The following is a 13,545-nucleotide window of genomic DNA, read 5'->3' as shown; positions in this document are numbered from 1 at the left end:
TCACCTAGCTTTCGATTAATTCTTTCGTTTCTTCCAGTTTAACCGAGACGATGCGCGAGACACCAGATTCCTGCATTGTCACGCCGTATAAAACATCCGCTTCCTCCATCGTCCCTTTGCGATGCGTGATCACGATAAATTGCGTCTCTGAGCTGAAGCTTTTCAGAAAATGGGCGAAGCGGCTGACATTGGCCTCATCAAGCGCCGCTTCGACTTCATCAAGCACGCAAAACGGAACGGGACGGACGTACAAAATGGCAAATAGCAGGCCGATCGCCGTTAACGCCCGTTCACCGCCGGAAAGCAGGCCGAGACTCTGCATCTTCTTTCCTGGCGGCCGGGCGACGATATCGACACCTGATTCAAGCAAATGATCTGGTTCCGTCAGCACCAAATCGGCCTCACCCCCGCCGAACAGCTGCTTGAATACCTTCTGAAAATGAGTGCGGATTTGCAAATACGTCTCATAAAAGCGCTTAGTCATTTCCTCATCCATTTCAGCGATCACATCGTGGAGCGTCTGCTTTGCTTCCATTAAGTCCTGACGCTGGCTGCTCAGAAAATCAAACCGTTCACGGACGCGTTCGTATTCGTCAATCGAGCCGAGATTGACAGTGCCAAGTTCGGCCAGCGCCAGCTTAATCAGCTTAACCTTCGTCCGCGCTTCCTCGGGATCAATCGTCAGCTGATAGTGCGCGCGCGCCGCTTCAAACGACAGCTCGTACTCCTCTCGAAGCTGCTCGAGCCGATTGTCAAGCTCAACATCCATCCGGTTGACCTTCACTTCAATTTTTCGACAGTCGTCAGCAAGCAAGGCATGAGCATCCTGCTGCTTTTTCAGCGCCGCCTCGAGGTTGACATACGCCTGATCGAGCGAGGCCCGCTTTTCCTTCATCGTCGCAATCAGCTCCGTCAACTCGCCCTTTTTCCGGCGATAGGAGTCAATCTGCTCAGCAAGCCCGCTTTCTCCTTGGGAACGATCGGTCATTTCACCTGTGAGCAATTGCAGATGCTCTTCAAGCTCGGACACCTCTTTATCAAGCGCCGTTTGTTCTTTTTTCAGCCTCTGCTCCTGCTCTTTGACGGCGGCGAGTCGCTCTCTGGCGGTCGCCAAAGCAATTTTATCGGCGACAAGCTCCTCCTGCATCGTTTCTTTGGAATGACGCTCGGCAACCTGAAGCTCCTCAAGCTCCTTCACTTTCCGCTCAAGCGCTTCCGCCTCGCTGACAGCCGTCTCATAGCGTTGATCCAATTCCTGCTGTTTCGCTTTAATCCGTTCGACTTCATCGGTAAATGTCGCTTGTTCGCGGTCAAAGCGGGAGAATTGGTCGTGTGAGCGCTCAAGCTCCTTTTCGAGCTGCTGAACGGCCGTCTTCGCCTCCTGCAACGTGTAGCGCGCCTCCTCACCCTGCTGCCGAAGCTGCTCAAGCTCCTGCTCAAGCTGCTTCATTGTCTCTTTATCCTGCCGGACCTCCTGCTCAAGCTGAACCGTCATCTTCGTCAGCTTGTCCAGCTTTTGCTTCAGCTCCTCAAGCTCGCGTTTTCTTCCTAATAACGGACTTTGCTTTTGCTTGAGCGCTCCGCCTGTCATCGAGCCCCCCGGATTGACGACATCGCCTTCAAGTGAGACGACACGAAAGCGGTGACCCGTTAAAGCGGCAAGCTGATTGGCTCCCGGCAAATCACGGGCAATCAGCACGTGACCGAGCAAATTGGACAAAACAGACTCATATGTCCGCTCATAATTTACTAACGAAGCGGCAACGCCGATAAAGGCCGGATGACCTTCTACCTGCTGTAGGGTGGAAGCTGGAATATGGCGCGGCTTGATGACCGGCAATGGCAAAAAAGTCGCCCGGCCGCTGCGATTTTGCTTCAAAAATTGAATCGCCTTGCGCGCATCGGCTTCCGATCGTGTTACGACATGCTGCGAAGCCCCTCCTAATGCGATTTCAATCGCGGTCTCATATTCCTTCGGCACCTCAATCAGCTCGGCCACCGCGCCGACAACACCGGACAGCTTCCCGCGCGCCTTGAGGACTTCCTTTACCCCCTGGAAGAAGCCGGAAAAATCAGCCTCCATTTCCGTCAGCACATCGGCTCGTGACTGCAGCCGCTGAACCATTTGATAGCCTTCATAAAGCTTCGTTTCCTGCTTATGGTATCTGTCCTTTACCGATTCATATTCGCGCTGCTTCCTGCGGTACGCTTCACCGGCCTGTTCCAGCGCCGCTGTGCGCGCTGCGGCCTGCTCGGTCGCCGCCGCCAGCTGCTCTGCCAGCTTTTCCCGCTCCGCGACAAGACCTTCATTCTCCTGCAATAAGCGCTCCTGCTTAACCTGCTGCTGACGAAGCTGCTCCTCAAGATAACGCTTTTCGTTGCGGATGCTCGCCTGCTCATTCAGCACTTCGATGTAATCGGCTTTGTGCTGCTCCATTTCTTCCTCGCTCGTCGCGTCGAACTTTACCAGCAGCTGCTCTTTGCTCGTCACTGTCTGTTCAAGCTCCTTAACGCGCGCTGTTGCCTGCCTCAGCTGCTCCGCTTCCTGCCGCCAGCTGGCTTCTACCGCTTTCAGCTGGGCTTCTTTTTCCTGGCAGGCCTCTTCAAGCTGCTTCTTGTTTTGCGAGGCATGCTTTTTCCGCTCATCGAGCAGCTGACGCATTCCTTCCTTTTTCTCAAGCTCCTCGCTGGTGACGAGCAGTTCCTCCTGCGCGCTTTGATAGCGTTCGTTCAACGCTTCCGTTTCTTCCCGTAAAGAAAGCCGTTCTTCTTCAAGAGCGCCGAGCCGCTCTTGATGCTCTTCATAGCTGCTTCTAAGTTGGCCGAGCTTCTCCTTTTCTTCCTCCCATTGACCGTGCAGCTCATGAATTTCATGAACGAGCAGCGCGATTTCCACCTCTTTCAGTTCTTCGCGCTTATGTAAATAATCCTTAGCAATCGACGCCTGAATTTGCAACGGCTCGACCTGTCCCTCAAGCTCGTGCAAAATATCTTCAACTCTCCATAGGTTTTCCTGGGTTTCCGCGAGACGCTTTTCAGCTTTTTCTTTTCGCGTTTTGTATTTGAGCACTCCGGCCGCTTCCTCAAAAATGACCCGGCGGTCGGTCGGCTTGCTGCTTAAAATTTCCTCAACTTTTCCCTGTCCGATAATCGAATAGGCTTCACGGCCGAGACCGGAATCCAAAAACAGGTCGACGATATCTTTTAAGCGGCATGCTTGCTTATTAATAAAATATTCACTATCACCCGAGCGATAGACACGGCGCGTTACACTGACCTCGCTGTAATCAATCGCCAGATGCTGGTCTTCATTATCCAATACGAGACTGACCTCAGCATAATTCAGCGGCTTCCGGCTGTCACTGCCGGCAAAAATGATATCTTCCATTTTGCTTCCGCGCAATGATTTGGCGGATTGCTCACCAAGCACCCAACGGATGCTGTCCGAAATATTGCTTTTTCCGCTGCCGTTTGGTCCGACTACCGCCGTGACCCCTGAGACAAACTCAATATTAACCTGTTCAGCAAATGATTTAAATCCTGCAACTTCCAGTCGCTTGAGGAACATCTTTTTTCCCCCTAACTTCAATTAACAACTTTACTATTTTATCATATCAAACGCTTTGTTCCTATTCGTCATTTGAAATGGGTCTGCCGCTCGGAATCCCGGCAAAATGCAGCTTCGACATTACTTCTCCTCTATGATACGATAGGAGAAATGGGAAGCAAAGAGGAGTGAAGAAATGGATTTATCGAAACAATCACGTGAAAATATTGAATTTATGCTTGAAGAAATGAAAAACAAGCTGCAAATCGTCAATGCCGGCGCGCTGAATGCCAAAAGCTTTGACACGGATCAATATGAGGATCTTCGCGATATTTATGAATTAGTGGAGAAAAAACAATCGTTTTCTGTCAGTGAACTTGACGCGATCGTTTCCGAACTGGGCCGCTTACGCAAATAAAGACTTGTCCCAAAAGGTCAGCGTTTCCCTTTGAGACAAGTCCGAAGCAGCGAGTCTGCGCAGCATTTTCAAGGCTGGAAAGGAAACGGGCTTCTTTCCTTCCAGCCCGGCTCAGGACAGCGTCGCCACTCTGTTCTCGATTTTGTACATCTTTCCCCGGTACCGGGCCATCCCCGCTCTTTATTTCGGCTTTCCCTGTTCGCTCAGCTTCATCAGCGCCTGCTGCGCGGCGTGCTGCTCAGCTTCTTTTTTCGAGCGTCCGGTGCCGACTCCAAGCCCGACTTCATTTAACTGAACCTCAGAGACAAACTCGCGATTATGCGCAGGTCCCCGCTCTTGCACAATCAAATATTTGATTTGACCTAAATTATCCCGTTGAATGTATTCTTGCAGCTGACTTTTAAAATCCATCATATGCGAAAAAGCACCATCATTTATCTGTGGATACATCGTTTTATCAAGAAATTGATAAACAGCCTCAAGGCCCTGATCCAGATAGAGCGCGCCGACAAATGCCTCAAACACATCGGCAAGCAAAGCAGGCCGTTCCCGTCCCCCTGTCATCTCTTCCCCTTTTCCAAGCAGAACAGCTTTTCCAAATTCCAGCTCTTCGGCAAATTTGGCGAGAGACGGCTCACAGACGATTGAAGCGCGCAGCTTCGTCATATCCCCTTCGCTCATCGTATTAAATTTCTTAAATAAAAATTGGGAAACAGCGAGCTCAAGAACGGCGTCCCCGAGAAATTCCAGGCGCTCGTTATCTTGAAACGAATAAATACGGTGCTCATTCACATAGGATGAATGGGTGAAAGCCTGGGTCAACAGCTTTCTATTCTCAAAAGTCAGCTCCATTCGTTCTTGCAGCTTAACAAATTGTTGCTTCTGATCCTCGGTCAAAACCATCTTTCTCGGTCCACGTCTACGCTCATTTGATTGATAGACTCTTGGTTTCCGCTGATACTTTGAAGATTGTGGCATGATAACCTCCAACATCATAATAGAGATGAAAAACATGTAAGGAAGGATATCTCCATCACCTTGAAGGGCCAGGAGATATCCTCTTAATCGTTACTGACGGCTGTTTATGTAATTAACGACATCAGCAACCGTAGAGATCTTCTCAGCCTCTTCATCAGAGATTTCTAAATCAAACTCGTCTTCAAGCTCCATAACTAGCTCAACGACATCCAATGAATCTGCTCCTAAATCATCTTTAAACGATGCCTCTTCTGTTACTTCTGCTTCTTCGACACCAAGACGATCAACAACGATTTTTTTGACACGTGATAATGTATCTGCCATATTCCGTTCACCTCCTCTCAAGGGTTGATGAAAGCTAGGAGAATTTTACCGATGAACGTCTCATCTGTCAAGCCTTCTCCTTGTCCTTTCGTGCTGCTTACGGCATGACCATCCCGCCATCGACATGCAACGTCTGCCCGGTCATATAATCGGCATCCGCGCTCGCCAGGAAACGGACGACATTGGCAATATGCTCAGGACGGCCAAGCGTTGCGAGCGGAATTTGCCCAAGCAGCTGGGCTTTTGTCTCTTCGCCAAGCTCATCGGTCATATCCGTCTCGATAAACCCGGGAGCCACAGCATTGACATGAATATTGCGGTTTGCCAGCTCACGCGCCAGCGTTTTCGTCAAGCCGATCACCCCGGCCTTCGCCGCCACATAGTTCGCCTGTCCGGCGTTTCCGAGCACACCGACGACGGAAGCGACATTGATAATCCGCCCATAGCGCTGCTTCATCATCTGTCTTGTGACAGCTTTCGCACAATTGAACACACCTTTTAAATTCGTATCAATGACGTCGTCCCATTCTTCTTCCTTCATTCTCATCACGAGATTATCGCGGGTAATCCCGGCATTGTTGACGAGGATATCAACCCGGCCGAATGCCGCGATCGCTTCCTTGACCATATTCGTCACCTGCTCACTGTCAGCGACATTAGCCTGAATGGCGAGTGCGTCAACACCAAGTTCCTTCGCGGCGGCAACGACTTCTTCTGCGCGCGCCTGATTCCCGGCGTAGTTAATGACGACATTGGCGCCATTGCGGGCTAACTCCAATGCGGTCGCTTTTCCAATTCCACGGGAAGCCCCGGTAACAATCGCGGTTTGTCCTTGCAGCATTATTCGTCCGCCCCCTCTGTTACTTCCTTTACTTTGGCAATTCCTTCACGGTTGCTGACGGCTACCGCCTTGGCTCTTCTTTCCACCTTCCGCACTAATCCGGTTAAGACGTTTCCTGAGCCAACTTCAACAAATGTATCGACGCCGTGCGCCAATAAAGTCCGGATCGTTTCCTCCCAACGAACCGGAGAATACACCTGCTCTATTAAATTTTGACGTATTTCCGAAGAATCCTGCACGGCGCGGGCACTAACATTGGCAACAACCGGAATGTTGGCGTTGCTGATTTCCAGCTCGTCGAGCACTCCTTCAAGCTTAGCCGCTGCCGGCTTCATCAGCGATGAATGAAATGGTCCGCTGACCTGAAGCGGAATGACGCGCTTCGCCCCCGCTTCCTTTGCCTTCGCCCCCGCTAATTCGACTCCTTCCGCCGAGCCGGAAATCACGATTTGTCCAGGGCAATTCAAATTCGCCAGCTCAGCCGTTTGTCCGCTTTCCACGGAAGCCGCAGTACAAACATCCTGCAAAGCTGATTGCTCCATGCCAAGAATGGCCGCCATCGCTCCTTCGCCAAACGGGACAGCCTCTTCCATAAACAAACCGCGATGATGGACCGCATAGACGGCATCCTCGAATGACATCGCGCCAGCAGCCACGAGGGCGCTGTACTCTCCCAGACTGTGACCGGCTACATAATCCGGACGAATGCCTTCCTCTTCAAGCAGCCGCAAGACCGCCGTGCTCATCGTCACGAGCGCCGGCTGAGTATTTTCTGTGCGTCTCAGCGTCTCCTCCGGGCCTTCCAGCATGATGCTTGATAATGAATACCCGAGTCGGCTGTCAGCGCGCTGAAAAATGTCCCGACTGCTCGTTTCTGTTTCCAGTAAGTCCTGTCCCATTCCGACGGCCTGTGAACCCTGACCCGGAAATAAAAAGGCGATTTTCCCCATCATACTCTCTCCTGTTCTTGTCCTAATTTTGCTACTTCGTTTTTCATAATCGTCACGACCTGCTGCTCAACCATTTCCTTCGCCTGACGAATCGCATGAAACACCGCCGTGCGGTCAGACGAGCCGTGCGCTTTAATAACCGGAGCCTTTAAACCGTATAGCCCTGCTCCGCCATACTCTGAATAACTGAGCTGCTGATGAATATTTTTAAAGCTGGCGCGCAGCACACCGGCCGCCATTTTATTAAACAGCGAGCTTGTTAATTCTTTTTTCAGCAACGTGAATAAGGTACCTGCCGTTCCTTCGATTGTTTTTAAGACGAGGTTGCCGGCAAAGCCGTCACAGACAACGACATCGGCGACTCCATTCAGCAGCTCCCGCGCCTCAACATTGCCGACAAAATGAAAATCAGCCGCTTCAAGCAGCGGAAATGCTTCCTTCGTCAGCTCATTTCCTTTGCCATTTTCCGTTCCTACATTTAATAAACCGATCCGCGGCTGCTTGATCCCCCGCACCATTTGTAAATAGGTATGACCCATGACGGCATATTGCAGCAAATGCTCAGGCTTCGCATCCATATTCGCCCCGACATCAAGCAGCAGAAAACCTTGTCCGTCAATCGTCGGCAGCATTGGTGCCAGTCCCGGCCGATCAATGCCGTTAATTCTGCCGATATGCAGGAGGCCGGCGGTCATCAAAGCCCCGGTGTTGCCGGAGGAAATCACCGCATCAGCCCGCCCTTCTTTCACCTCGCGCACCGCCAGCACCATCGAGGAATCCTTTTTGCGGCGGACGGCGGTCGTTGGCTGATCCGTGTCTTCAATCTTTTCTTTCGTATGTAAAATGCTGATCCGCGTCTCATCATTGACGTGCTTCTTAATCTCCTCTTCGTCACCGACTAACACAATTTCTAATTCAGGAAAAGCTTTGATAGCATCCTGACTTGCTTCGACCTGGACCTTCGGAGCATGGTCACCGCCCATGGCGTCAATCGCGATTTTCATTCTGTCTCTCTCCTTTTTTGCTCTTTTCATTCGTGCGATACATCACGAACTCCCCAGAGAAAACAAGCTCTTGTTCTACATAGCTTTTGACTTCAACTGTCGTAAAGCCCGAATCACTGCCGCGCACCTGCGCTTTAGCGACTACTCTTTCACCGGCCTGGACTTGTCTTGTGAAACGAATCGTTGCTTTGGCCGTCAATGCCAATTCGTCGTTTATAATCGCGACTGCAAGAGAATTGGCCTGGGCAAATAAATGATGGCCTCTAGCAATTCCACTACGGGAGAAAACATGTTCACTCTTTACATCTAAAATCGAAATCGCTCTTTTGTCCAACTGAAGGTCCACAATTTCCCCAATCACTTCATCCGGGGAAAGTGCCTTAACGTCATCAAGCTGCTGCTTGGCGACATCCTTGATTCGCTCTCTCAATTCGGGGATGGCCAGTTCCATCCGATCAAGACGAATCGTCTGGATGCTGACCGCAAATTGCTCGGCCAGCGCTTCATCTGTCATAAACGGGTTCGACTCAAGCGTTTTCTTTAATAATCCTTGACGTTCCTTCTTTTTTCGTTTCACGGCATGCACCATCCACTTATTATATGACTAGGTACTAAGAGTAGTATATAGTTGCTTGGCAATCTTTTCAAGAGCGGGCTCGGGCAAAAGCGGCTTTTTCCGCTTTTTTTGCCGTCTATGACGGCCTTGCCCTTTTTTACACGAAACAGTCTCTCTTAATCTAGCTTTTCCCCGTCGAACACGCCCTGCTCCTCTAAATAATGACGCAAGCCGGCAAAGCGTTCTTCCGTCCAAAACTGCGGCGAGTCAAGCAACGCCCTAGCATCCTGTCGCGCCACTTCAAGCGCGCGATAATCATGAACGACATCAGCCACTTTGAAATCAGGAAGCCCGCTCTGCTTTGCGCCAAAAAAGTCCCCCGGCCCGCGCAATTCAAGATCGCGCTCGGACAGGACAAAACCATCGTTTGTCTCCGTCATGATCCTCATCCGCTCCTTGCCGACCTCTGATTTTGGATCAGCGAGAAGAATGCAGTAGGACTGTTGATCACCGCGACCGACACGGCCGCGAAGCTGATGAAGCTGGGCCAGCCCGAATCGCTCCGCATCATAAATGACCATCACGGTCGCATTCGGCACATTAACCCCTACTTCGACGACCGTCGTCGAGACGAGAATCTGGACGTCATTTTTGCTAAACGCCTCCATCACTGTTTCTTTCTCGTCCGCAGACAACCGACCGTGCATCAGGCCGACCTCACATCTATCCTGAAAGTATTGCTGAAGCAGATGGTACACATCAATCGCGTTTTGCACATCAATTTTATCCGATTCCTCGATCAACGGGCAGATGACGTACGCCTGCCGGCCGGCTTCGACCTCTTTGGCAATAAACTCCAGCACTCGCTCCAGCATATCAGGCTTAGCCCAATAGGTTTCAATCACTTTCCTTCCTGCCGGCATCTCGTCAATGATCGAAACATCCATATCGCCGAAGACGGAAATGGCCAATGTCCGCGGAATCGGTGTCGCCGTCATAAACAGCACATCGGGATTTTCCCCTTTGTTGCGCAGAATCCGGCGCTGCTCAACCCCGAAACGATGCTGCTCGTCGGTGATGACAAGCCCGAGATTATGAAAGCGGACATCCTCCTGTATAAGCGCATGGGTTCCCACGATCACCTCGACCTCTCCCGCTTCAATTGCCGCCTGCCGTTCCCGACGCTTTTTCCCTTTGACAGAGCCGGCTAAAAGCTCTACGCGAATGCCGAGCGGCTCAAACAGAGCTTTCATTGAGCCGACGTGCTGCTCTGCCAGAATTTCAGTCGGAACCATCAGGGCTGCCTGATAGCCGGCTTCGATGACGGCATACATACAAATTGCCGCGACGACGGTTTTCCCCGAGCCGACATCCCCCTGTAAAAGGCGATTCATCCGATACGGAGAAGCCAGGTCGGCCAGAACTTCATCGACAGCTTTTTGCTGGGCATTCGTCAGCGGAAACGGCAGCTGACGGATAAAGGAGTTGACCTTCTCAGTCGCGACGACAATTTCCCGGCCCTCTCCCTGTTCACGATTCGCTTTTTTAAACGCCTGCATTTTCAGCTGGAAGCATAGAAACTCCTCATAGACCATTCGGCGACGCCCGTGCTTCATCGCCTCGGCATCATCGGGAAAGTGCAGGGCTTTTACCGCTTCAGCCTTCGGCGGCAGCTTATAGGCATTGCGCTGCTCTGCCGGTATCAGCTCCGGTAAATAGCTGCCAAATTGAACGAGCGCTTGCTTGATGTACTTGCGGATAGCCTTCGTCGTTAAGCTGCCGGACACGGAATAAATCGGCATTATCGTTTCCTCCCGTTCGACTCTTCCTTGACGCAGCTCGCTTCCGGCAATCGTCATCCGGTGCTGATCCCATTTTCCAGTAACGGTCACTTCTTCTCCCGGACGAATTTGGTTTTTTAAAAAAGCGCGGTTAAAAAAGGCGACGGTCACAAGCACCTGATTGACGAGGAGGCGGAAGGTCAGCCGGTTTTTCTTTTTCCCGTAATAGCGGACGGACGGCTCACTTTGCACGCGTCCGACGACGGTAACCCGCTCCTCGTGCTTTACGTCATGAATCTCTTTATGCTTGTAGTCCTCGTAGCGAAAAGGAAAATGATGTAGCAGGTCTTCCACCGTATAAATCCGGAGCCCTTCCAGCAGTTTAGCCGTCTCCTCGCCAATGCCTTTCACCGCCGTCACAGGCTGTTTGATGATTTCATTCATTTTTTCTAAGCGACAACGAGCTTTTTTGAAAAAAAGCTGCCAAAAGTCGCCACCCTCCTTTCCTCGCGCCAATGCCCGCCAACTAAAAAAGCCAGAAGCGAGGCTATGGTGTCGCTTCTGGCTTTGCACAATTTCAAGGCGGCTAAGCTTTTGTCATCGAAATGGCAATCGTACCCGGGCCGACATGTGCGCCAATCACTGCCCCGATCACAGTCGTAACCGTTGATTCAACCTGAAACTCCTGCTTCAGCTTTTCTTCCATCTCGTTCGCGAGCGACGGATTGATCGCATGAGAAATCCCGAGATGAACCGGAGCTGAGCCGTACTTGTCTTTCAATAGTTCAATTAGCCGGCTTACTGCTTTCTTTTGGCCCCGCGCCTTCTCAGACGAATAGACCTCCCCTTCAGCAGTCAGCGAGAGAATCGGTTTGATTTTCAGCATCGAGCCAAGCAGAGCTGACGCCTTGCCGATCCGACCGTTCTTTTGCAAATAGTCCAACGTATCAACAAGAAACAAGACGGTTGTATCTTCGAGCAGCTGCTCGAGCCTCGCCAAACATTCTTCCTTCGTTTTCCCCGCCTTGACCATCTTTGCTATTTCGACGACGATAATGCCAATCGCGTAAGACGCTTTCTTCGAATCAACAACGGTGATCGCCTGCTCTGCTTCCATTGACTGCGCCGCGATCGTTGCCGCCTGGTACGTTCCGCTAAGCTTTGAGGATAAGTGGATCGACAAAATGTCGGTATTGTCCTCAAGCAAAGAACGGTACACTTCCTCAAATTGATAAGGAGTCGGCTGGGACGTGGAAGGAATAACCTGCAGCTGTCCGACCTTGTTATAAAACTGTTCCGCTGATAGATCGACGCCATCCTGATACGTTTCCTCTTCGGAAAAAATAACATTTAACGGAACGACCGTAATGTTGAGCTCTTCAGCGAGCTCTTGCGGAATATCCGCCGTACTATCTGTCACAATCGTTACTTTTGCCATCCTTTTTCCTCCTCCTTTCACTCTACTGAGACAATATAGGAGTATAGCGGCTGGTCGCCGACATGGGCATCAACTTCGAGCTCCGGATAAAGCTCCTCCAAATAAGCAACAAGCTCCTCCGTTTGTGCCGAAGTAGCGTCTTCTCCCTGAAGCAGCGTGACGATCTCACTTTCGTCTGTAATCATTTTCGTCAAAAGCTCCTTCGTGACGTCAAGCATGTCCGCGCCGGAGCTGACAATTTTCTTCTCGATGATTCCCATAAAATCATCCTTTTTGATTGTGACGCCGTCAATCGCTGTATCGCGGACGGCAAAGGTCACTTGTCCCGACGTGACAACGGACATCGCTTCCTCCATATTCGCCGCGTTTTCTTTTAGCCCTTGGGCCGGGTTAAAGGCAAGCAACGCCGACAGCCCTTGCGGAACCGTCTTGGAAGCGACGACGACCGCATTGACAGTAGCGACTTCAGCAGCCTGTTCAGCAGCCATCACGATGTTTCCATTGTTCGGCAGGATGATAACGTTTTCGGCATGAACCTCTTCAATCGCCTTTACAATATCCTCCGTGCTCGGATTCATTGTTTGTCCACCGGAAATGACGACGCCGGCTCCAAGCCCTTTGAATAATTTCGCCACTCCTTCGCCCATCGATACGGTGACGATGCCGAATTCACTTTTTTCCCGTTGCGGCTCGGGCTCCGTTCCATATACAGCCTTTGTTTCATCAAGCAAATGGGTGTGCTGCTCACGCATATTTTCAATCTTAATATTGATCAGTTCCCCGAAGCGCTGCGCTTTTGTTACTACTTCCCCAGGCTGCTCAGCATGAATATGGACCTTCAGCAAATTTTCGTCTGAGACGACGAGCAGGGAATCTCCGAGCATGCTTAGCTCCTGGCGAAAGGCACCCTCATCAAATGGCGAGCCGGACAGCTTTTCCTCGTCAAAGCGAACCATCACCTCGGTACAGAAGCCAAATTCAATATCCTCAGTGGCGATATGGCTTTGCGCATGATGATGCTCGACCTTGACCAAATCCTCCATCGAAGGCGCTTCGATTATTTCATCTGAGAGCTTCTCTCCCGTCAGCACGGCGAGAAAGCCTTCATAAATATAAACGAGTCCTTGTCCGCCCGAGTCAACGACTCCGACCTCTTTTAACACCGGGAGCAGGTCTGGTGTCCGTTGAAGCGACGCCTTCGCTTCCTTTACCGTTTCGGAGGCGACTTCCACTAGCGTCGAATCTTTGTGCGCGACTTTCTTCGCCTGCCTCGCCGCATCCTTCGCCACGGTCAAAATGGTCCCTTCAACAGGCTTCATCACCGCTTTATAAGCTGTCTCCACTCCGTTTTCCAACGCTTTTGCAAAATCGATTGCTGTAATCTGCTTCTTCCCTTCTATTTGTTTGGAGAAGCCACGGAAGAGCTGGGATAAAATCACGCCGGAATTTCCTCTTGCTCCCATCAGCAGTCCCTTTGCAAAAGCAGCAGCTACCTTGCTCGCGTCTTCCTGAACATGCTGCTTCACTTCCTTCACTCCTGATGTAATCGAGAGGTTCATATTAGTTCCTGTGTCCCCGTCAGGTACCGGAAACACGTTTAATGAGTCAACGACCTTTACATGCCTTGACAGATTGGATGCTCCCTCAATAAACATTTGAGCGAGCATCTTTCCTTCTAATTGTGTTATTGCCACGAATAGTTCCTCCT

General features: G+C 51.0%; 11 protein-coding genes. 1 reads left to right on the top strand and 10 read right to left on the bottom strand.

Annotated features, from left to right (window positions below; genetic code table 11):
• Nucleotides 1-4: 4 nt before the first annotated feature.
• Nucleotides 5-3,568: a chromosome segregation protein SMC gene (smc, locus tag M3202_RS03635; protein WP_251221985.1), complete on the bottom strand. Its 3,564-nt coding sequence runs from the start codon at nucleotides 3,566-3,568 to the stop codon at nucleotides 5-7.
• Nucleotides 3,569-3,743: 175 nt separating this feature from the next.
• Here smc and M3202_RS03630 point away from each other — a divergent pair, with 175 nt between their 5' ends.
• Nucleotides 3,744-3,965, top strand: coding sequence for a DUF1128 domain-containing protein (locus M3202_RS03630; protein WP_251221984.1), 222 nt, complete (start codon nucleotides 3,744-3,746; stop codon nucleotides 3,963-3,965).
• 180 nt (nucleotides 3,966-4,145) lie between these two features.
• Here the strand turns inward: M3202_RS03630 and rnc are convergent, their stop codons facing one another.
• From rnc to M3202_RS03585, 9 genes are all read right to left on the bottom strand, one after another.
• A complete protein-coding gene (gene rnc, locus M3202_RS03625; protein WP_251222233.1) occupies nucleotides 4,146-4,868 on the bottom strand; it encodes a ribonuclease III in 723 nt (240 codons plus the stop codon).
• Nucleotides 4,869-5,033: 165 nt separating this feature from the next.
• Nucleotides 5,034-5,267 (bottom strand): acyl carrier protein, encoded by a 234-nt coding sequence (locus M3202_RS03620; RefSeq protein WP_251192115.1) that lies wholly within the window; start codon nucleotides 5,265-5,267, stop codon nucleotides 5,034-5,036.
• A 97-nt stretch (nucleotides 5,268-5,364) separates the two neighbouring features.
• On the bottom strand, nucleotides 5,365-6,108 hold the full coding sequence (fabG, locus tag M3202_RS03615; protein ID WP_251221983.1) for a 3-oxoacyl-[acyl-carrier-protein] reductase: 744 nt from the start codon (nucleotides 6,106-6,108) through the stop codon (nucleotides 5,365-5,367).
• The gene (fabD, locus tag M3202_RS03610) at nucleotides 6,108-7,058 is read right to left on the bottom strand and encodes an ACP S-malonyltransferase (protein WP_251221982.1); all 951 of its coding nucleotides are present in this window, start codon (nucleotides 7,056-7,058) and stop codon (nucleotides 6,108-6,110) included. Before fabD ends, fabG begins: the two co-directional genes overlap by 1 nt.
• Complete coding sequence (gene plsX / locus M3202_RS03605; protein ID WP_251221981.1) at nucleotides 7,058-8,062, bottom strand: phosphate acyltransferase PlsX; 1,005 nt, start codon at nucleotides 8,060-8,062, stop codon at nucleotides 7,058-7,060. The genes fabD and plsX overlap by 1 nt, the downstream gene beginning before the upstream one ends.
• Entirely contained in the window at nucleotides 8,046-8,639 is a 594-nt protein-coding gene (gene fapR / locus M3202_RS03600) for a transcription factor FapR (RefSeq protein ID WP_251221980.1), read from the bottom strand. Before fapR ends, plsX begins: the two co-directional genes overlap by 17 nt.
• Before the next feature lie 155 nt (nucleotides 8,640-8,794).
• A complete protein-coding gene (gene recG / locus M3202_RS03595) occupies nucleotides 8,795-10,843 on the bottom strand; it encodes an ATP-dependent DNA helicase RecG (RefSeq protein ID WP_251221979.1) in 2,049 nt (682 codons plus the stop codon).
• 142 nt (nucleotides 10,844-10,985) lie between these two features.
• A complete protein-coding gene (locus M3202_RS03590; protein ID WP_251221978.1) occupies nucleotides 10,986-11,837 on the bottom strand; it encodes a DegV family protein in 852 nt (283 codons plus the stop codon).
• 17 nt (nucleotides 11,838-11,854) lie between these two features.
• A complete protein-coding gene (locus M3202_RS03585) occupies nucleotides 11,855-13,531 on the bottom strand; it encodes a DAK2 domain-containing protein (RefSeq protein ID WP_251221977.1) in 1,677 nt (558 codons plus the stop codon).
• Between the last annotated feature and the right edge of the window lie 14 nt (nucleotides 13,532-13,545).

This window comes from Halalkalibacter oceani, assembly GCF_023715605.1.
Taxonomy (GTDB): Bacteria; Bacillota; Bacilli; order Bacillales; family Bacillaceae_D; genus Halalkalibacter; species Halalkalibacter oceani.
This window is presented reverse-complemented; position numbering and strand designations above follow the sequence as displayed.

Bases quoted from the DNA above. Each gene is read 5' to 3' on its own strand.
- smc (WP_251221985.1), bottom strand. From the start codon at position 3,568: ATGTTCCTCAAGCGACTGGAAGTTGCAGGATTTAAATCATTTGCTGAA.
- M3202_RS03630 (WP_251221984.1), top strand. From the start codon at position 3,744: ATGGATTTATCGAAACAATCACGTGAAAATATTGAATTTATGCTTGAA.
- rnc (WP_251222233.1), bottom strand. From the start codon at position 4,868: ATGGTTTTGACCGAGGATCAGAAGCAACAATTTGTTAAGCTGCAAGAA.
- M3202_RS03620 (WP_251192115.1), bottom strand. From the start codon at position 5,267: ATGGCAGATACATTATCACGTGTCAAAAAAATCGTTGTTGATCGTCTT.
- fabG (WP_251221983.1), bottom strand. From the start codon at position 6,108: ATGCTGCAAGGACAAACCGCGATTGTTACCGGGGCTTCCCGTGGAATT.
- fabD (WP_251221982.1), bottom strand. From the start codon at position 7,058: ATGGGGAAAATCGCCTTTTTATTTCCGGGTCAGGGTTCACAGGCCGTC.
- plsX (WP_251221981.1), bottom strand. From the start codon at position 8,062: ATGAAAATCGCGATTGACGCCATGGGCGGTGACCATGCTCCGAAGGTC.
- recG (WP_251221979.1), bottom strand. From the start codon at position 10,843: ATGAATGAAATCATCAAACAGCCTGTGACGGCGGTGAAAGGCATTGGC.
- M3202_RS03590 (WP_251221978.1), bottom strand. From the start codon at position 11,837: ATGGCAAAAGTAACGATTGTGACAGATAGTACGGCGGATATTCCGCAA.